The 18,244-nt window shown below is 37.9% G+C and carries 17 protein-coding genes and 1 pseudogene; 6 read left to right on the forward strand and 12 right to left on the reverse strand.

Annotated elements, in window-relative coordinates; all coding sequences use genetic code 11:
• The first annotated feature begins 52 nt into the window (after positions 1 to 52).
• From MS2017_RS11825 to MS2017_RS08205, 4 genes are read left to right on the forward strand one after another with little or no spacing between them, the layout of a single operon-like run.
• Positions 53 to 1,000, forward strand: a complete 948-nt coding sequence (locus MS2017_RS11825; protein ID WP_071565366.1) for a peptidylprolyl isomerase — start codon at positions 53 to 55, stop codon at positions 998 to 1,000.
• A 1-nt stretch (position 1,001) separates the two neighbouring features.
• Positions 1,002 to 2,087, forward strand: a complete 1,086-nt coding sequence (mraY, locus tag MS2017_RS08195; RefSeq protein WP_071565367.1) for a phospho-N-acetylmuramoyl-pentapeptide-transferase — start codon at positions 1,002 to 1,004, stop codon at positions 2,085 to 2,087.
• Between the two features lie 2 nt (positions 2,088 to 2,089).
• A complete protein-coding gene (locus MS2017_RS08200) occupies positions 2,090 to 2,533 on the forward strand; it encodes a deoxycytidylate deaminase (RefSeq protein WP_071565368.1) in 444 nt (147 codons plus the stop codon).
• Positions 2,533 to 4,104, forward strand: a complete 1,572-nt coding sequence (locus MS2017_RS08205; protein ID WP_071565369.1) for a peptide chain release factor 3 — start codon at positions 2,533 to 2,535, stop codon at positions 4,102 to 4,104. The genes MS2017_RS08200 and MS2017_RS08205 overlap by 1 nt, the downstream gene beginning before the upstream one ends.
• 131 nt (positions 4,105 to 4,235) lie before the next feature.
• On the opposite strand, the gene MS2017_RS08210 is transcribed toward MS2017_RS08205, so the two are convergent.
• A complete protein-coding gene (locus MS2017_RS08210) occupies positions 4,236 to 4,427 on the reverse strand; it encodes a hypothetical protein (RefSeq protein WP_071565370.1) in 192 nt (63 codons plus the stop codon).
• A gap of 223 nt (positions 4,428 to 4,650) precedes the next feature.
• Between MS2017_RS08210 and MS2017_RS11475 the strand changes: the two genes are divergently transcribed.
• The gene (locus MS2017_RS11475; RefSeq protein WP_164707673.1) at positions 4,651 to 4,800 is read left to right on the forward strand and encodes a hypothetical protein; all 150 of its coding nucleotides are present in this window, start codon (positions 4,651 to 4,653) and stop codon (positions 4,798 to 4,800) included.
• A gap of 63 nt (positions 4,801 to 4,863) precedes the next feature.
• Complete coding sequence (msrA, locus tag MS2017_RS08215) at positions 4,864 to 6,159, forward strand: peptide-methionine (S)-S-oxide reductase MsrA (protein ID WP_122951887.1); 1,296 nt, start codon at positions 4,864 to 4,866, stop codon at positions 6,157 to 6,159.
• Positions 6,160 to 6,302: 143 nt separating this feature from the next.
• Here the strand turns inward: msrA and MS2017_RS08220 are convergent, their stop codons facing one another.
• From MS2017_RS08220 to parC, 11 genes and pseudogenes are all read right to left on the reverse strand, one after another.
• Positions 6,303 to 6,899 carry a YceI family protein gene (locus MS2017_RS08220; protein WP_071563968.1) on the reverse strand — a complete coding sequence of 199 codons (597 nt, stop codon included), beginning with the start codon at positions 6,897 to 6,899 and terminating at the stop codon, positions 6,303 to 6,305.
• A gap of 367 nt (positions 6,900 to 7,266) precedes the next feature.
• Positions 7,267 to 7,569, reverse strand: coding sequence for a hypothetical protein (locus tag MS2017_RS08225; protein WP_122951888.1), 303 nt, complete (start codon positions 7,567 to 7,569; stop codon positions 7,267 to 7,269).
• Between the two features lie 109 nt (positions 7,570 to 7,678).
• Positions 7,679 to 8,074, reverse strand: a pseudogene (locus tag MS2017_RS08230) (nuclease-related domain-containing protein); the annotation flags it as partial.
• 58 nt (positions 8,075 to 8,132) lie between these two features.
• On the reverse strand, positions 8,133 to 10,733 hold the full coding sequence (gene gyrA / locus MS2017_RS08235; protein ID WP_122951890.1) for a DNA gyrase subunit A: 2,601 nt from the start codon (positions 10,731 to 10,733) through the stop codon (positions 8,133 to 8,135).
• Positions 10,734 to 10,840: 107 nt separating this feature from the next.
• On the reverse strand, positions 10,841 to 11,908 hold the full coding sequence (locus MS2017_RS08240) for a 3-deoxy-7-phosphoheptulonate synthase (RefSeq protein ID WP_071563486.1): 1,068 nt from the start codon (positions 11,906 to 11,908) through the stop codon (positions 10,841 to 10,843).
• A complete protein-coding gene (folE2, locus tag MS2017_RS08245; protein WP_071563487.1) occupies positions 11,902 to 12,696 on the reverse strand; it encodes a GTP cyclohydrolase FolE2 in 795 nt (264 codons plus the stop codon). Before folE2 ends, MS2017_RS08240 begins: the two co-directional genes overlap by 7 nt.
• 2 nt (positions 12,697 to 12,698) lie before the next feature.
• Positions 12,699 to 13,067 (reverse strand): 6-carboxytetrahydropterin synthase QueD, encoded by a 369-nt coding sequence (queD, locus tag MS2017_RS08250; RefSeq protein WP_071563488.1) that lies wholly within the window; start codon positions 13,065 to 13,067, stop codon positions 12,699 to 12,701.
• A 279-nt stretch (positions 13,068 to 13,346) separates the two neighbouring features.
• Positions 13,347 to 13,946 carry a hypothetical protein gene (locus MS2017_RS08255; RefSeq protein WP_122951891.1) on the reverse strand — a complete coding sequence of 200 codons (600 nt, stop codon included), beginning with the start codon at positions 13,944 to 13,946 and terminating at the stop codon, positions 13,347 to 13,349.
• A 312-nt stretch (positions 13,947 to 14,258) separates the two neighbouring features.
• A complete protein-coding gene (locus tag MS2017_RS08260; RefSeq protein WP_122951892.1) occupies positions 14,259 to 15,596 on the reverse strand; it encodes a hypothetical protein in 1,338 nt (445 codons plus the stop codon).
• A gap of 8 nt (positions 15,597 to 15,604) precedes the next feature.
• Positions 15,605 to 15,748, reverse strand: a complete 144-nt coding sequence (locus MS2017_RS11480; RefSeq protein ID WP_164707674.1) for a hypothetical protein — start codon at positions 15,746 to 15,748, stop codon at positions 15,605 to 15,607.
• A gap of 77 nt (positions 15,749 to 15,825) precedes the next feature.
• Positions 15,826 to 18,063, reverse strand: coding sequence for a DNA topoisomerase IV subunit A (parC, locus tag MS2017_RS08265; protein WP_122951893.1), 2,238 nt, complete (start codon positions 18,061 to 18,063; stop codon positions 15,826 to 15,828).
• Positions 18,064 to 18,244: the final 181 nt, after the last annotated feature.

The raw sequence follows: 18,244 nt of genomic DNA on the forward strand, positions 1-18,244 counted from the left end.
ATTTTACTGTGATTTTAGGTATCATAACCACTTTTGTATCGGGTCTTATCTTATGAGAATTTTAATTGCGTTTTTCACTCTTTTTTTATCAATTCAATCACAAGCAAAATTAGCAGATGGTTTATATGCTAACTTGCACACCAATCAAGGTGATATTATCGTTCAACTTGCTTATAAACAAGCGCCATTAACGGTAATTAATTTTGTTGGTTTGGCAGAAGGCACCAAGCGTTCGAATGCCAAAATGGGCAAGCCATTTTATAATGGCTTAAAATTCCACCGAGTGATTAATGACTTTATGATTCAAGGTGGCGACCCTAAGGGCAATGGCACAGGCGGCCCAGGTTATCAGTTTGCAGATGAATTTAGTGATTTAAAACATGACAAAGGTGGCATTTTATCTATGGCAAATTCAGGGCCAGCTACCAATGGTTCACAATTTTTTATTACACATACGGCAACGCCACATTTGGATGGCAAGCACACGGTTTTTGGACATGTGGTTGAAGGTATGAAAGTGGTAAATAGCATTAAAAAAGAGGATTTTATTCGTGAGTTGAATATTATCCGGGTTGGCGATGAGGCTAAAAAATTCCAAACTGATGAGGCGGCTTTTCAAGCGCAGAATAAAAAATATTTAGTTGAAAAAAGTAAAAAACTGATTAAGTTTGTTAAAAGCCATTACCCAAATGCAAAAGCCACAGACGATGGTTACTTTGTGCAAATTAATCAAGCAGGAACCGGTGCAAAATCAAGTACAGGTGATACCGTAAAAATTAGCCTATCACTGGAATTAGATACTGGCAGGAAAATAAGCAAAGCTGACGAAGCAATAACTTTTACCTTAGGCGATGGCACCATTCTTAAAGCCATTGATCAATCGGTAGTAGGGATGAAAGTCGGTGAAAAGCGCACTGTTATTATGCGTAATAATGTTCGAAATATGCCACAAGATTTGCTTTTGATTGTGAATTTGGAGCTGGTATCAATAAGTAAATAATATGTTCCTAGAGTTCATTAATTTTCTTACTCAATTTGATTCGGGTTTTAATGTTTTACAATATCTGACACTTCGTGCAATTTTAGCGATGCTAATGTCTTTGTTTACCGTGCTCGCTTTAGGTCGTCTGTTTATCAATCAATTGCAGCAATATCAAATTGCGCAAATCATTCGTCATGACGGCCCAGAATCGCACTTGTCTAAGGCAGGCACGCCAACCATGGGTGGCATTTTAATTTTATTTTCCTTTATTAGCAGCGTGCTGGTGTGGGGCAATTTGCACAATGTTTATCTTTGGATTGTGGTGGTGGTGGCGTTGGTTTTTGGGGCAATTGGCTTTACCGATGATTATTTAAAAATTAGCAAAAAATCTGCCAATGGCTTAAGTGCCAAACAAAAATATTTGGCGCAATCGTTTAGTGCAATTGCTATTGCGCTATGGATAGTGAGCAATACCGAGCAGGCGATTTCTACCGATTTATTGATTCCTTTCTTTAAAGATTTGACTGTGCCACTGGGTGCTATCGGCTTGGTTGTGTTGTCTTATTTTGTAATTGTCGGCAGTTCTAATGCGGTTAATTTAACCGATGGCTTAGATGGTTTGGCTATTATGCCGACTGTTTTGATTGCGGGGGCTTTGGCAATTTTTGCTTATATTGGCAGCAATTATCATTTTGCTGAATATTTAAATATGCCTTTTATGCCGATTGCCAGCGAAATGGTGGTTGTTTGTGCTGCTTTGGTTGGTGCGGGATTGGGTTTTTTATGGTTTAACACTTATCCTGCTGAGGTTTTTATGGGTGATGTGGGCTCTTTGGCGTTGGGTGCGATTTTGGCAGTTATTGCTATTGTTATTCGTCAAGAAATTTTGTTGTTTATTATGGGCGGTATTTTTGTCGCCGAAACACTCTCGGTATTGATTCAGGTTACTTGGTATAAGCGCACTAAAAAGCGCATTTTTTTAATGGCACCTTTGCATCATCATTTTGAGAAAAAAGGTATGTCTGAGCCGAAAATTATCGTGCGTTTTTGGATGGTTACTTTAATTTTGGTGTTAATCAGTCTAGCCTCCATTAAAATACGCTGATTATGAATACATTAAATAAATGGGATAAGCGCTATTTGTCGCTAGCAAAAGAAATTGCCACTTGGTCAAAAGACCCCTCCACTCAAGTCGGTGCAGTTACCGTTGGCAGCAAAAAAGAAGTGCTGTCTCAAGGGTTTAACGGCTTTCCACGCAATATTAATGACTCTGAGGAACGCTATAACGACAGAGAAACCAAATACAAATTTGTGGTTCACGCTGAGATGAATGCGATTTACAATGCCACTTATTCTGGCACTTCACTTGATGGGGCAACTTTATATGTTTATGGCTTACCTATTTGCTCAGAATGCGCCAAAGGCATCATCCAAGTCGGCATTAAAAAAGTGGTGGTCAAAAAATCCAAAGAACTTGATTGCTGGAACGACAGCTTCAAACTCTCAAAAGCAATGTTTGATGAGGCAGGCGTTACGCTGATTATTAAATAATGATATCTGAAATTTCTAAACGCCGCACTTTTGCGATTATCTCCCACCCTGATGCAGGCAAAACCACAGTAACCGAAAAACTGTTACTTTATGCAGGTGCCATTAAAACAGCGGGCAGTGTCAAAGCGAGAAAATCCAACACTCATGCTACTTCAGATTGGATGGAGATGGAAAAAGAAAGGGGGATTTCTATCACTTCATCCATCATGCAATTTGAGTATGACAAACATGTGATTAATTTGCTGGACACACCGGGGCATGAAGACTTTTCTGAGGATACTTATCGCACATTAACAGCGGTAGATTCCGCATTAATGGTAATCGATGTTGCCAAAGGTGTAGAAATGCGAACCATTAAATTGATGGAAGTGTGTCGCTTGCGAGACACGCCAATTTTGACCTTTATTAACAAACTTGACCGTGAAGGCAAAGAGCCAATTGATTTACTGGATGAAGTGGAAACCGTGCTGAATATTGAATGTGCGCCCATTACTTGGCCAATTGGCATGGGCAAGCGTTTTAAGGGTGTGGTGCATTTGCTTGAGGACAAAATTTATCTATATGAGGCAGGGAAGAATTCTGAAATTGGCGAGAATATTATTATTGACGGCATTAACAATCCTCAACTTGATGAAATTTTAGGCGCAGATGAAGTGCTTGAAATGCGTGAAGAGGTTGAACTTATTCGTGAGACTACCACGCCATTTGATGTGGATAAATTTTTAGCCGGTCAACAAACGCCCGTATTTTTTGGCTCCGCCATTTCAAATTTTGGCATTCAAAATTTACTAGATGGTTTTCTTGAATACGCACCAACGCCAAAAAATCGTGAATCAGATATCCGAGAAGTCAAACCTGAAGAGGACAAACTTACTGGCTTTGTGTTTAAAATTCAAGCCAATATGGATCCAAAACACCATGACCGCCTTGCCTTTATGCGCCTGGTAAGTGGACAGTATAAAAAAGGCATGAAAGTTTTACAAGTATCAACAGGCAAACAAATCAAAATTGCCAATGCAGTTACTTTTATGTCGCGCGAACGCTCTTCGGCAGAAGTGGCTTATGCAGGCGATGTGATTGGCATTCACAACCATGGTGGCATTAGTATTGGTGATACCTTTACCCAGGGTGAAAAACTCTCATTTCAAGGTATTCCCAACTTTGCCCCAGAGTTGTTTCGTCGTGCCGTTTTAAAAGACCCACTCAAAGCCAAAGCCTTGCAAAAGGGTTTAGATCAACTCTCAGAAGAAGGGGCAACACAAGTATTTCGCCCAATTATCAATAATTCGCAAATTCTCGGTGCGGTTGGTATTTTGCAATTTGATGTGGTTGCCCACCGTTTAAAATATGAATACGGGGTTGATTGTCAGTTTGAAACCATTAATATCGCCACAGCACGCTGGATAACAGGCAGTGACAAAGACATTGAGCAACTCAAAGCCAAAGCAGGCAACAATGTGGCAGTTGATTCTGCTGGCGTTCTCACTTATTTAGCACCCTCTACGGTCAACTTACAGCTCACTATAGAGCGCCATCCAAATCTAGTTTTTTCCGCTACCCGTGAGCATTAGCCATTTGCAAAAATAAAGCAAACAGTCTGATGCTAATACTTAGGCAATTAAGCATTTTATTTTTGAAAACGGTATAACCAAAAAAAAACGACCTGCTAAGAGGTCGTTTTCAAAAATATCATTTAAAGCCTTTAAACTGAACAGCTCATATCTTCACCACAACACATTGGTGATTTGATTTTTCCATGGCCATTTGGGCATTCTGATATTTGCACACTTGAACCATCTTCCAGTGCTAAATTTCCATCTGTAAGTGGTGCATCACATTTTCCACAAGTTGCATTGACGCTCATACCGCATTTTTTACATTCATAAGTTGGCATTATCTTCTCCTTTTATTTGATAAAATGTTGTGTTAAAGTTAACTCAACAACCAAAATTTTATACGATTTAATTGGTGATAATGTGGTTTTTAATTTCAAGAAATGCAACGCCTAATACCTTACCATTTTCAAGAATAAAATAAACAATAGGAGGCTTTTGCATAAATACCAAAGTGTTTAGTTTATTTTTGAAAATGGTATTATTAGAGACCTTTGTATAAATATGAACAATCATCAAGAATCCTCGTTTTACCCACTTGGTAATTTTTTAAACCCAGCCTTAGCTCTGCTAGGACAAGGTTTAAGAAAATCACCCATTGGACAAAAATTGAATTTTGCTAATCATCCATATTTATACAAAAGCCTCTATTAGAGAAACTAATTTGAAGCTAGCAGCGTATAAATAAAATAGATTTAACAAAAAAAGGAGAAATCAATGTTATTAGAAATTGTCTTTGCAGCGGGTTGTTTTTGGGGTGTGGAAAAGAATTTTGAGCAAATATCAGGTGTAATCGATGTAACTTCTGGTTACGCTGGTGGTAATTATAACGACCCAACTTACCATCAAGTATTGGCAAATAAAGACGATAACAAGGCATTTAATTTTCTAAGCATACTGAAAAAGATTCCTTGGAGCGACGAAGAAGACGACGAAACGAACGATGAAAAGAGGGATAAAAATATCATCAATCATGCCGAAGTAGTCAAAATAATTTATGACACAAAACTGGTTTCTACTGAATTTTTAATTAAAAATTTCTGGGAATTACACGACCCCACGCAAACTGACGGGCAAGGCAATGACAAAGGCAACAATTACCGTTCTGCCATTTATTGGACAAACGATGAACAAAAGAAAATCGCATTCGACACCAAAGATGCGTATCAACAATTATTAAACAAACAAGGCTTTGGGAAAATTGTTACCGAGTTAAAGCCTATGGACAAATTTTGGCCAGCAGAAGCGCATCATCAAAACTATTTAGCCAACAACCCTAATGGTTATTGCCCTAATCATAAAACGGGGGTGGAGTTTGCCAACAAAGGTGAAATTAAAGAAAAACTCAGTGGCACTTATAACGAACACCTAAAAAACCTTATTTTAAAACCTATCAAAGGCAAAGAAATCGTGGTGATTGAAGCCGATGCTTATTGTCCTTATTGCGTTGCCTTCAAACAAAAAGTATTGGACAATTACAAAGGCAGTATTCCTGTTAGAAGTGCATTTGCGCATAATCTTAAAGGCTACACGATCAAAACACCAACCTTTGCCACGCCTACTATTTTATTCATTAAAGACGGTGTAGAACAATCGGGTTTTCAGGGTTATTTAGCACCCAAAGAATTTTATAAAGCACTGGGAAAATTCAAACTCGGCGACTCCAAGGCCTTTGATATTGCCTTTAATCAAGGTACCGAAAGTAGATTTTGTGAAAAATACGATATTTTCAAAAACACGCCTGACGGTGTATTTGTTGACAAACTATCAGGTGTGGCACTCTTTGACACCGATGATCGCTTCAATTCTAAAAGTGGCTGGTTAAGTTTCACCAAAGCCATTGATAATACCACCATCGAAAAATCCGACAACAATTACGGTATGAACCGCACTGAAATCATCTCAAAAAGCACTGGCATTCATTTGGGCCATGTATTTGAAGACGGGCCAAATGGTGCGCGTCGCTTTTGCATTAACGCTACTGTGTTAGATTTTGTTGCGGACAAAGAATAAAAGGCACAATATAGTATTTATAATCGTCCAAGTATTGGCAGTAAAAAACCCGTGCTACTTATTGATAAAACAGGTATTTTGACTGCCAATACTTGGGACGAGAATGCGTGCCAAATTGTTTGGTTTATTTTTTGAAAATGGTGTTATTTATTGTGTGCAAAACTTAATACAAAATTAACGGCTGCTTTGTCGGAAAGACTTAAACCACCAACTGTTTTTGACAAGGCAATTAAATTCTTAGCAGGGACACCATAATCGTTAGCATCCATAATGATTGGCTTCATAGATGTGATTAATAATTTTTTTCTATAAACTTTTGCAATTAAAACATCTAATTCTATCTTTTTACTAACGCCATAAAATTCCAAAACAGCCGGTATTTTCATTCTTTTATAATAACGAATTGACTTTAATTTTTTCATATCAATCTTTGCTCTAATAATCGCCTGAGGAGACTCTATAACTTTAAAGAACAAATCTTGCAATCTTTTGTCTCTTATTGCTATATTCGTATTCACACTGTTCAAGTCAACGCTTATTTCCACCTCCCCTGTTTTGGAAATTGCTCCTTTGACACTTTCAAAAACAGCGGGCTCAATAACATATTGTTTTTTTATAGTGCTAAAATTGACTACTGAGTTCTTGCTATCAACAATATATTCAGGGGTTGCAAAAGCGCTGTTCAGCGTGGTTAGCGATAGCAGTAAAAATGCAGCCAGTGTTGTTTTTATTAAATTCATATTGTTCCTTAAAGTTATTAGAGACCTTTGCATAAATATGATTAATAAAATTCATTGTTTACCAAACTAGCAATTCCTTTAAATCATATCTTAACAAAGCCAAGACTGGGTTTAAAAAATTGCTAAATTGATGAAAATAAATGCTTAACGGTTCATGTTTATGCAAAAGTCTTCCTTATTATACAACGAGACCTTTGCATAAATATAAATAATCATCAAGAATCCACTCTTTACCCACTTGGTAATTTTTTAAACCCAGCCTTAACCCTGCTAGGACAAGGTTTAAGAAAATTACCAAGTGGGCAAAAATTGAATTTTGCTAATCATCCATATTTATGCAAAGGTCTCACAACAAGTTTTCAGTTGATTATTTTTTCTTTGCAATCGCCTTAACATGTTTGATGTGCTCTCGGTTGGTTTTAAAAGAAGGCGTTAATCTGCCAGCTTCAATGCGACTTACAATCTCTTTCACTTCTGATTTGGTTAAGACGGACTGGGTTTTTGATTTTATAAATTTGATATAACCACTTCCATGGGTTACATTTTCTGGCATTTTTGTTTTAAATTCACTATCACCAACAAAAACAATCACTGAAAACACCTGACTTTCATTTAATTTGAGACCTTTGCATAAATATAAATAATCATCAAGAATCCACTTTTCACCCACTTGGTAATTTTTTAAACCCAGCCTTAGCCCTGCTAGGACAAGGTTTAAGAAAATTACCAATTGGGCAAAAATTGAATTTTGCTAATCATCCATATTTATGCAAAGGTCTCAATTCCAATAATGCCTCAAGCACCTTTGTATGCTTATAATTTTGATGAAGCGGATTCTGAAATTTACCCGAATATTTATAAATTTTTTGAGTCCATATTTTTTGATTTAAACCACCAAATATCCAGCCTTTCATATTTTTCGTCTCAACAACAAAAATACCATACTCTGAAACAATAATATGATCTATTTGGGTGCTACCATCTTCAGTTGGCAAAGTAATATTTTTTATAAGATGGTATTTTCTTTTATCAAGAAGCAATTTGGCACTTAAATTAACAATAAACTCACCAAAAACACCTTTAAACCATGCTGATTTTAAGAGCGTGATTATTACAAAAGCAGGAATGAAATACCAAAGCATGTCCACTTGATTCAGAATAGGTGCTAAGTCCATTGTCTCCTTTGTTTTATTAAGGTTAAAACGCCATTAAAACCACACTTTCTTATCTTTATTACTCTGCTTCTGTCTCACCCTCAGGAGTTTCAGTAATTTCATCGTCTTCAGTTTCAGCAATCTTAGCGATGGACACTAATTTTTCACCTTTGGCAATTTTGATAAGAGTAACGCCTTGGGTGTTTCTGCCGATAATAGAAACATCGGCTGCTCTTGCTCTAACGAGGGTGGCTTTGTTGGAGATGAGCATCATTTCATCTTCGTCAGTTACTTGGATGGCGCCAACAACTTTACCATTTCTGTCGCTGGTTTTAATGGAGATAACGCCTGATCCGCCTCGTGCTTGAGAGCGATATTCATCAAGTGCGGTGCGTTTGCCAAAACCTTTTTCGGTGGCAGTTAAGATTGAATCTTCGCCAGCTGTGATAATGGCTGAGACTATTTCATCGTCTTTTAACCTCATACCTCGCACACCGATAGCGGTTCTGCCGACAGCACGAACATCGGATTCTTTGAAACGGATGGATTTACCGTTGGCTGAAAATAACATAATATCTTGCTCACCCGAGGTAATGTCAACGCCAACAAGTTTGTCGCCATCTCTGAGGTCAATAGCGATAATACCACCTTTTCTTGGGCGGGCAAAGTTGGTTAGTGATGTCTTTTTACAGGTGCCACTACTGGTTACCATAAAGACAAATTGGTCGTTACTAAATTCAGCCACTGGCAAGATGGCATTAATTGATTCTTCTTTTTCAAGTGGCAATAAATTGACAATTGGTTTGCCTCGTGCGATGCGTGATGCCATTGGTAACTCATATACTTTCAGCCAATGCACCTTGCCTGTGGAGGAGAAACACAACACAGTATCGTGTGAATTTGCTACAAATAACTGGTCAACAAAATCTTCATCTTTCATTTTGGTGGCAGCCTTACCTTTGCCACCACGGCGTTGTGCTTGATAATCACTGAGTGATTGCGCCTTAATGTAACCGCCGTGTGACAAGGTTACTACACGCTCTTCTTGGGCAATCAGGTCTTCTAGTGTTAAATCAATCTTATTTTCAATAATCTTGGTCATTCTGTCGTTAGAGAAATTCTCACGAATTTCCATCAACTCATCGCGAATAACTTGCATCAATTTTTCAGGGTTTTGCAAAATATCTAATAAATATTTAATTTGCTCTAACAGCTCATTAAATTCATCAAAAATCTTATCTTTTTCTAAACCCGTTAAACGATGAAGTTTCAAATCAAGGATGGCTTGCGCTTGCTTTTGTGAAAGCTGGTAATCGCCACTCGCTTGTAAACCGAGTTCAGGTGGTAATTCTTCTGGCTTAAATAACGACATATCACGATCGCCAATCAAATCTTTAATCACACTGCCCTGCCAAGTTTGAGCAACTAATTTTGTTTTTGCTTCGGTTGGGTTGGCAGCAGATTTAATCATTTCAATGATGTCATCAATATTACTGAGCGCAACCGACAAACCTTCTAAGATGTGCGCACGATTTCTAGCCTTGTTTAATTCAAAAATAGAACGGCGAGTAACAACATCACGACGATGCGCAATAAAGGCGTCTAGCACGCCTTTTAGCGTCATTAACTTAGGCATACCTTTGTCAATCGCAACCATATTGATGCCAAAAACGGTTTGCATTTCGGTTAGTTTGTATAAGTTATTTAACATGACTTCTGGCACTTCACCACGACGAAGCTCAATCACCATGCGCATACCATCTTTATCAGACTCGTCTCTAAGTCCTGTAATACCATCTACTTTTTTATCTTTAACCAACTCAGCAATCTTGGTGATTAACTTGGCTTTATTTACCTGATATGGCAATTCTGTGACGACAATGCTTTGCTTGTCTTCACCTTCAACATGGGAAACGGAACGAAGATAAATTTTACCTTTACCAGTTTCATAAGCTTGACGAATACCGCTGGCACCATTAATAATACCAGCGGTGGGGAAATCAGGCCCTGGTATTACGGTCAACAATTCGTCAATAGTTATGTGATCATTATCAATCACTCGTAGGCAAGCATCAACCACTTCTCTTAAATTATGGGGCGGGATGTTGGTCGCCATACCCACTGCAATACCTGATGAACCGTTAACAAGAAGATTGGGTACACGGGTTGGTAGGACACTTGGCTCAGATTCAGAGCCATCATAGTTGTCAATAAAATCAACGGTTTTTTTCTCTAAATCTCGCAACAATTCATGCGAAAGTTTTGCCATACGAATTTCTGTATAACGCATGGCAGCAGCACGGTCGCCATCAACCGAGCCAAAGTTACCCTGACCATCAATCAGGATACTACGCATTGAAAATGGTTGCGCCATGCGGACAATCGTGTCATATACCGCTGTATCGCCGTGTGGATGATATTTACCAATCACATCACCGACAATACGGGCAGATTTTTTGTAGACTTTGTTGTAGTCATTGCCCAGCACATTCATGGCATAAAGCACACGGCGATGCACAGGTTTTAACCCATCTCGAACATCAGGCAAAGCACGGCCGACGATGACACTCATTGCATATTCCAAATAGGAATCTCGCATCTCGTCTTCAATAGTAACTATAGGGAAGTTAGGCTCGAAAGTATCGTTTACATCCTGGGGATTATCAATATCATCAGACATACAAAAAAGGGATAATTAAATTACCTATATTTTACTCCTAAAGAGACACAATTCATAACTATAATTTTTCAATTATTTTCTATAAAAAATTATTAAAAATCAATTACTTATGCCTTTCTTTCTTGAATAGCATTTGCCAAAGTTCTCAATAGATTTTCAGTATCATTCCAATTGATACAACCATCGGTAATACTAACGCCATATTCCAGGGTTTTTAACGGTGCAACACGCTGGCTGCCTTCGTTGAGATGTGACTCAAACATTACCCCAAAAATCTGTTCAGAACCTGCACTAATTTGTTTGGCAATATCCGCACCAACTTTGATTTGATTTTTAAAATTTTTTTCACTATTGGCATGCGAAAAATCAACCATTAAACGCTCAGGTAAACTCGCATTAGAAAGCTGTGTAACGGCCTCTTGAACGCTGTCGCTATCGTAATTAGTTTTGCCCTTGCCACCACGCAAAACAATATGACAATTGGGGTTGCCCGAAGTCGTGTATCGATTAATCATACCTTTTTTATTAATTGACCAAAACATATGTGGACTACTGGCAGCAATAACTGCATCAATTGCCACTTGAGCGCCACCCTCGGTACCATTTTTAAAACCAACAGGACAAGACAAACCTGATGCCAATTCTCGATGTGTTTGGCTTTCAGTAGTGCGAGCACCAATAGCGCCCCATGAAATCAAATCAGAAATATATTGTGGGGTAATAAGATCCAAATACTCGGTCGCTGTGGGCAAGCGCAATTTGGCTAAATCTAGTAATAATTTACGCGCCACGCCAAAGCCTTTTTCCATGTTACAACTGTCGTCTAAATCGGGGTCGTAAATCAAACCTTTCCAGCCGATAGTGGTGCGTGGTTTTTCAAAATATACCCGCATAACAATAAACAAATCGTCTTTCAATTCGTCTTGTAACTTGATCAATCTTTTGGCATATTCTATTGCTGCTTTGGGATCATGAATAGAGCAAGGTCCAGCCACAACAAGTAGGCGCTTATCTTTACCCTTGACAATATTGGCAATGGTTTGGCGTGCTTCAACAATAAAATCAGACTCAGGTTTTTGCACCTCGTAACGCTTGATATATACAATTGGCGGGGTGATAGATTCTGCCTTGGTAATACGGATATTGCTAATTCTCTGAAATATTTTTTTTAACATTTGTAGTTCTCGATAACAGCATAAGCTGAATGGTTATGAATTGATTCAAAATTTTCTGACTCTAAACAATAATAATCAAGATTGTCGTTAGCATTTAAACCAACGGCAATGTCACGCACTAAATCTTCAACAAATGCAGGATTGTCATACGCTCTTTCGGTAACAACTTTTTCATCATCACGCTTTAAAATAGCATACAATTCACACGATGCCTTTTGTTCTGCTAATTCAATCAAATCTTCTAAATGCAAGGTTTTGCCTTTGGCAATCCTTACTTTAATAGTAATGTGTGAGCGTTGATTGTGGGCACCATATTTAGAAATACTCTTTGAGCACGGGCAAAGACTGGTTACTGGTACCACAACTTTCATCATTACTTCTGTAACACCTTGGTTTAAAATTCCGTATAAAGTTACTTGGTAATCCATCAAGGATTCAACCCCTGAAGAGGGGGCTTTTTTGGTGCGGAAAAAAGGAAATTCTAGGACAATATGTGCTGTGTTAGATTCTAACTTTTCACGCACTTTGTCAATAATTTTATTAAAATTATCACTGTTAAATTCACAAGGCCCTTCATTTAAAATCTCAATAAAGCGCGACATATGTGTGCCTTTCACATGCTCTGGTAATTCAACCGTCATAGTAAAATTACCCACTGTTGGATTTTTCTTGCCATCACGGTCAATAAAAACAATAGGGTGTGAAATGTCTTTAATACCCACTTTGTCAATAACAATTTGACGAGAGTCTGGGTTGTTTTGTGTATCAGGTAAACTAGATGCGTTCATAACTACTCCGAATAAGCCACAGATGCTCTCGGTGTTTCCCAAATAATCACTTCAGAAACACGAACATCTTGGTTATTAATTAATTTTCCAACCGCTTGATAAAAATACTTTGCGATATTTTCAGCAGTTGGGTTAAGCACATCAAAAGGAGGGATTTCATTCAAATATTGATGATCCAGTCTTTTAACCACGGCTTTGGTTTGTTTTTTAATCTCACGGAAGTCAATTGCAATACCTGAAACATCAAGCTCTTGTGCCTCAACCGACACTTCAACGCCCCAATTATGGCCATGTAAGCGTGCACAATCGCCTGGATAGTCTCTCAAGGAATGCGCTGCACCAAAATCTGTGACAATTTTTAAGACGAACATAATTCGGAAAAATTGGAAAAAGAGGCTATTATACCAATATGAAACCGCTGTATTAGCCAACCCATCACAATTTATGAAGTATATGAAATAACACTTGAATGGGTGTGGATATTAAAAAAATCCCTGTCAACTGATAACCCAAATCCAACGGCACTTCTCTAATATCAAAAACAAGCAATTAAAAAAAACTATCTACTTGAGGCCTTTGCATAAATATGAATAATCATCAAGAATCCTCGTTTCACCCACTTGGTAATTTTTTAATTTGCTGACACCCTCTTATCCTTCGAGGGTTGTCATACAGTTATAGGGGCCGAGCTGGAGGTTCGCATTGCCCGCCATTTGTGCAGAAGGTGCAAATTGGTCTGTTTGTATGGCAACGGTTCTTGTTTTCGTATATTTCAACTCGTCAAGGACTTTATTAATCCGATCACTCATCAACTTAGTGTTGCCTTCATCACCCATATCGTAAACCTGTACGACCTTTATGGATGAGCCAATCGTGTTGCCTTTTTCCAAAAGTTTAGCGAGGATTTTACTGAGTGCATTCGGGCAATCGCAACCATTTTCATTGAGCACCACATCAGATGATAAATGTATGAGACCGACACCGTTGTGTGTTTGACTTTGAAAAAGCACTCCAATCCCAACACATGTAGCAATGCCCATTGTATAAAGACCGATTTTCTCTAAACTTGGCTGAGATTTTTGAGCACTCACAAAGCCAAGATACTGAGTTTTTTCCCAATCGTCATTTTTGACCTGATCCACCCCAGTCATATCTACAAATTGAAATTGTTTTAATTGTTGATGTTGGTTAGATATACATGACACTGCAACCTGTAAATCTTGGGGAATAGGTGGAAAGTTTTCAATCATGGTAGCACTCCTGTGTAATAGACTATTTTTTCAACAGTTTATACTATTTTTCAAAAATAAAATAGACAATATAGCGCTGATAATCACCCCAATATTTTTACTACTAATACCTGGGATGAGGATGACACCAGATTGTTTGGTTTATTTTTGAAAATGGCATTACTGTGTTGGAAATAGACTGTCAATATTTTTTAAAGCAGTCTTAACCCAAAAACAAAAAACGCACAAAATCCAACGGATACAAAGGTTGCAACCAAAAAAAAGCCTTATCAACTAATAAGGCTTTTTTGGTTATTACAATAAAACTAAATCTTATTGTATAACACCATCAATCACACTGATTCCATTAATGGTGTCAATTGCAGATAAGCCCTCTACATCTGGCGCACTATATGTAATACTAGGCGGTGCATAAGCAGGCAATGTTAAAGCGTTACAATCACTTAACTGTTTAACTTTATAGTCAACCGTTATTTCTTTAGCTTTGACGATATATTTTTTATTGTTATTTTTTCCAATAAGAACCGCACCATCTTTTAACGAAAGTATTTTTGAATTTCCTCCGTTATTTGCTGTTGGAGGCTTAACAAGTTTAATATGCTCACTATTAAAAGAACCAACAGCAATTGATGGCATTTCATTTGAACGAATATCTGTCGCTGTTATTTTTGACATATCAAACTCAATTGGCTTGGCAATACTTTGTTCAATGCCATCGGTTGTTAATTTATCAATTTTATTGTTTTTGTATTGAACTGTATAAGTTGTACCTTTGTTATCTCCACCTATACTCACAATTGTGTCTGGACGATTACCATTTAAAGAAACATAGTCGTAATGTGCATAGCCATATTGGAGATCATCATTGTCATCTTTATAGGAAAAAGCAAATGGCTGAATACCGTCAAACATTAATTTAGTAGTCTTTAGAGTGGCATCTGGCGCATAAGTGTAAATATGATAACTCCGAACTGTAAAGGTTGGCTCGTTTCTATCAAAACAAGTAGCGGTGGTTTTAATAAGATCATCATTGAATGCAAAAGTTTTTTGTATATTATCGCGATCCGTCAAAAAAGAACCCTGTTTGTTGGCAACATTGCTGGCAAAAGAATCTAGCATGTGATCGCCATCTTTAACAATAACTTCAATTTTTCCGTTGCTAATTTCTAAAGTACCTTGTGTGCCATTGCTGTCTATATCAATCCTAGTAACTTTCCAATTTAATGTCAAATCACCTAATGGATTAGCCTCAGTTGCAGAAGCGCGAATTATGGCATTTAACTCAATCATAAAATCCCCACGGTCATTTGATATTAAAATTTTTGCCTTGACTATTTGCTTAGCATCAACTTTACTCACATCAACTACCGTTTTTAAAATTATTTTATTGTTCGATTCGCCATCATCACACACAGTGCCACTCGTCCACACTTGATAGCTACCTTTGCCCACAAATTTTTCACTACGAAGAGAGTGTAAATAACACAAAAGACCGTTAACAGCGCCTAAATTCCCTTCCACTTCATTGTCTATATAAGTGTCTGCAGCGCCCTGTTCTTTATAAATTCCTGTTAATTGATCACTTGGAATGACCTCAGAAAAAGCCTGTTGTCCAAATAAAAATAACGATATGATTAATATTTTTTTCATTATTGCCCCTACTTAATTGCTTCAATATGTTTTGGCGGTATGAGTCCTTCATGAGGCTCATCGTTGTTATTGTTGTTATTGTTGTTGTTATTTCCACAACCTACCAACACAACACTCAGCAATAGAAGCATACTTAAACTTAACTTTTTCATGACTTCCCTCATCTTTTTAACAATTTAATTAGAAAAATATTATATCATTACTTTTGGCAAAGTTAATATTAAAAAAATTAATCAACTGCTTCGATTTTTGATAGGTTTTGATAGCCTTTTGGCAATAAATTTCCTCGTCTGGCACGCTTGCTAATGTAATTACTTAAATCTTGAAATTTAATGGTTAAATGGCGCTTTCCTGCGGTTACTTTAAGATTTTGAGTGTCTAACAAAACGCAGATACTAACAACAAACTCTTCTCCAGACTTCATTTCTTTTGATGGAATTTGAATCAATTTATTGCCCTTTCCTTTTGACAAAACTGGCAATTCAGAGATTGAAAACACCAATAACCTGCCACGATTGGTGGTTACTGCAACAAACTGGTTTTCTAAATCATTAACTTCAACGATTCGCATTACTTTGGCTTTGCCTGATAAGGATAAGGACACTTTGCCAGCTTTTTTCTTTGATAATAAATCACCAATGGTGGTGATAAAACCATAACCTGCATTAGAGGCTAATAGAATATTTTGACTGTCATCACCCATAATAACATCTACAAATTTAGCCTCTAATGGTGGGGTTAATCGACCTGTTAGTGGTTCGCCCTGCCCTCTGGCACTGGGTAGAGAATTGGCTCTTAATGAATAAGAGCGACCTGTTGAATCTAAGAAAGTGGCGTTTTTGTTGCTACGCCCTTTGGCGCTGGTTAAATAGCCATCGCCTGATTTATAATTCAATGCACTGGAATCAATGTCATGTCCTTTGGCGCTACGCACCCAGCCATTATCACTCAATACCACAGTAACATTTTCAGCGGGCGTTAAGTCGTCTTCATTAAAGGCTTGGGAGTGTTGGACGCTGGGTTTAATGCTTGAGCGTCTTGCGTCGCCAAAGGTTTTAATGACAGCTTTAAGTTCATTTTTAATATAAGTTTTTAGGCGTGCCTCGCTTGATAATAGCAATTCTAATTTTTCTTTTTCCTCTGCTAATTCTTTTTGCTCGCCTTGGATTTTCATCTCTTCTAACCTGGCAAGGTGGCGAAGTTTTAATTCTAAAATCGCTTCGGCTTGTATTTCACTCAGTTTAAAATGCGATATCAATACTGGCTTTGGCTTGTCCTCTGTGCGAATAATTGCAATCACTTCATCAATATTCAAAAACGCAATTAACAACCCTTCTAAAATATGCAATCTGGCTAAAATCTTATCCAAGCGATAGTTTAGGCGATTGGTAACCACTTGCGTTCGATAAACCAGCCACTCTTTTAGCATTGGAATAAGTGGCTTAACCTGTGGCTTGCCGTCCAAACCAATCACATTCATATTAACGCGATAATTTTTCTCTAAATCGGTGGTGGCAAATAAATGCAACATTAAAGCGTCTGCATCCACACGATTTGACCTAGGAACAATCACAATTCGAGTTGGGTTTTCATGGTCAGATTCATCACGAATGTCTTCAACCAATGGCAGTTTTTTCTTACGCATTTGGTCGGCAATTTGGGTAATAACTTTAGAGCCAGAAGTCTGAAAGGGCAGTGTTTCAATCACAATTTCACCTTTTTCTCTTTGATAGGTAGCACGCATTTTAACCGAGCCATGACCGGTTTCATAAATCTGTCTAAGGTCGGCGACATTAGAAACAATATCAGCATTAGTTGGATAATCTGGCGCTGGCAAAATACCCATGATTTCGTCCAAATCAGCAGATGGCTTGTCTAACAAATGAATGCAAGCCGACACCACTTCGGTCAAATTATGCGGTGGCACATCAGTTGCCATACCAACGGCAATACCCGAAGTGCCATTTAATAAAAGATTCGGCACTTGTGCTGGCAAATGCTTAGGTTCTTGTAACGAACCATCAAAGTTGTCTGCCCAACTCACTGTACCTTGATTAATTTCACCAAGCAATAAATCTGCATAACGGGAAAGTTTACTCTCAGTATAACGCATTGCTGCAAATGATTTTGGATCATCAGGTGCACCCCAATTCCCCTGCCCGTCAATAAATGGATAGCGATAAGAAAACGGCTGCGCCATCAACACCATTGCCTCATAACAAGCGCTATCGCCATGTGGATGAAATTTACCCAAAACATCACCTACAGTACGGGCAGACTTTTTGAATTTGGCACTAGATTTTAGCCCCAGTTCACTCATTGCATAAACGATACGGCGCTGAACAGGCTTGAGTCCATCACCCACAAACGGCAACGCACGGTCAAGAATAACATACATAGAATAATCAAGGTAAGCATTCTCGCTAAATTGTGCGACACTTTGTTGTTCAAGACCGATTTGGCTCATTCTTTTTCTGTAGGGGTGTAATAATTCGGATTATTTTAACTTAAATATTCAAACTATTCAGCGCGATTGTTATTAAAAAACCGATTGGTAATATAAATGTGCATTTTTTTCAATTTACACCCTAAACACAGAAATCAGCATTATTTTTTTACACCCAAAGAAACCTTTACATGAGCCAAAC

The sequence above is a fragment of the Bathymodiolus thermophilus thioautotrophic gill symbiont genome, from assembly GCF_003711265.1.
In the GTDB taxonomy this organism is placed as follows: domain Bacteria; phylum Pseudomonadota; class Gammaproteobacteria; order PS1; family Pseudothioglobaceae; genus Thiodubiliella.

What these genes read in the sequence shown, in the direction of transcription:
- msrA (WP_122951887.1), top strand. Translation starts at nt 4,864, where the DNA reads ATGTTATTAGAAATTGTCTTTGCAGCGGGTTGTTTTTGGGGTGTGGAA.
- MS2017_RS11475 (WP_164707673.1), top strand. Translation starts at nt 4,651, where the DNA reads ATGAACAATCATCAAGAATCCTCGTTTTACCCACTTGGTAATTTTTTA.
- folE2 (WP_071563487.1), bottom strand. Translation starts at nt 12,696, where the DNA reads ATGAACGCATCTAGTTTACCTGATACACAAAACAACCCAGACTCTCGT.
- MS2017_RS08210 (WP_071565370.1), bottom strand. Translation starts at nt 4,427, where the DNA reads ATGCCAACTTATGAATGTAAAAAATGCGGTATGAGCGTCAATGCAACT.
- MS2017_RS08240 (WP_071563486.1), bottom strand. Translation starts at nt 11,908, where the DNA reads ATGTTAAAAAAAATATTTCAGAGAATTAGCAATATCCGTATTACCAAG.
- MS2017_RS08260 (WP_122951892.1), bottom strand. Translation starts at nt 15,596, where the DNA reads ATGAAAAAAATATTAATCATATCGTTATTTTTATTTGGACAACAGGCT.
- MS2017_RS11480 (WP_164707674.1), bottom strand. Translation starts at nt 15,748, where the DNA reads ATGAAAAAGTTAAGTTTAAGTATGCTTCTATTGCTGAGTGTTGTGTTG.
- MS2017_RS11825 (WP_071565366.1), top strand. Translation starts at nt 53, where the DNA reads ATGAGAATTTTAATTGCGTTTTTCACTCTTTTTTTATCAATTCAATCA.
- mraY (WP_071565367.1), top strand. Translation starts at nt 1,002, where the DNA reads ATGTTCCTAGAGTTCATTAATTTTCTTACTCAATTTGATTCGGGTTTT.
- gyrA (WP_122951890.1), bottom strand. Translation starts at nt 10,733, where the DNA reads ATGTCTGATGATATTGATAATCCCCAGGATGTAAACGATACTTTCGAG.
- MS2017_RS08205 (WP_071565369.1), top strand. Translation starts at nt 2,533, where the DNA reads ATGATATCTGAAATTTCTAAACGCCGCACTTTTGCGATTATCTCCCAC.
- MS2017_RS08200 (WP_071565368.1), top strand. Translation starts at nt 2,090, where the DNA reads ATGAATACATTAAATAAATGGGATAAGCGCTATTTGTCGCTAGCAAAA.
- MS2017_RS08255 (WP_122951891.1), bottom strand. Translation starts at nt 13,946, where the DNA reads ATGATTGAAAACTTTCCACCTATTCCCCAAGATTTACAGGTTGCAGTG.
- parC (WP_122951893.1), bottom strand. Translation starts at nt 18,063, where the DNA reads ATGAGCCAAATCGGTCTTGAACAACAAAGTGTCGCACAATTTAGCGAG.
- MS2017_RS08220 (WP_071563968.1), bottom strand. Translation starts at nt 6,899, where the DNA reads ATGAATTTAATAAAAACAACACTGGCTGCATTTTTACTGCTATCGCTA.
- queD (WP_071563488.1), bottom strand. Translation starts at nt 13,067, where the DNA reads ATGTTCGTCTTAAAAATTGTCACAGATTTTGGTGCAGCGCATTCCTTG.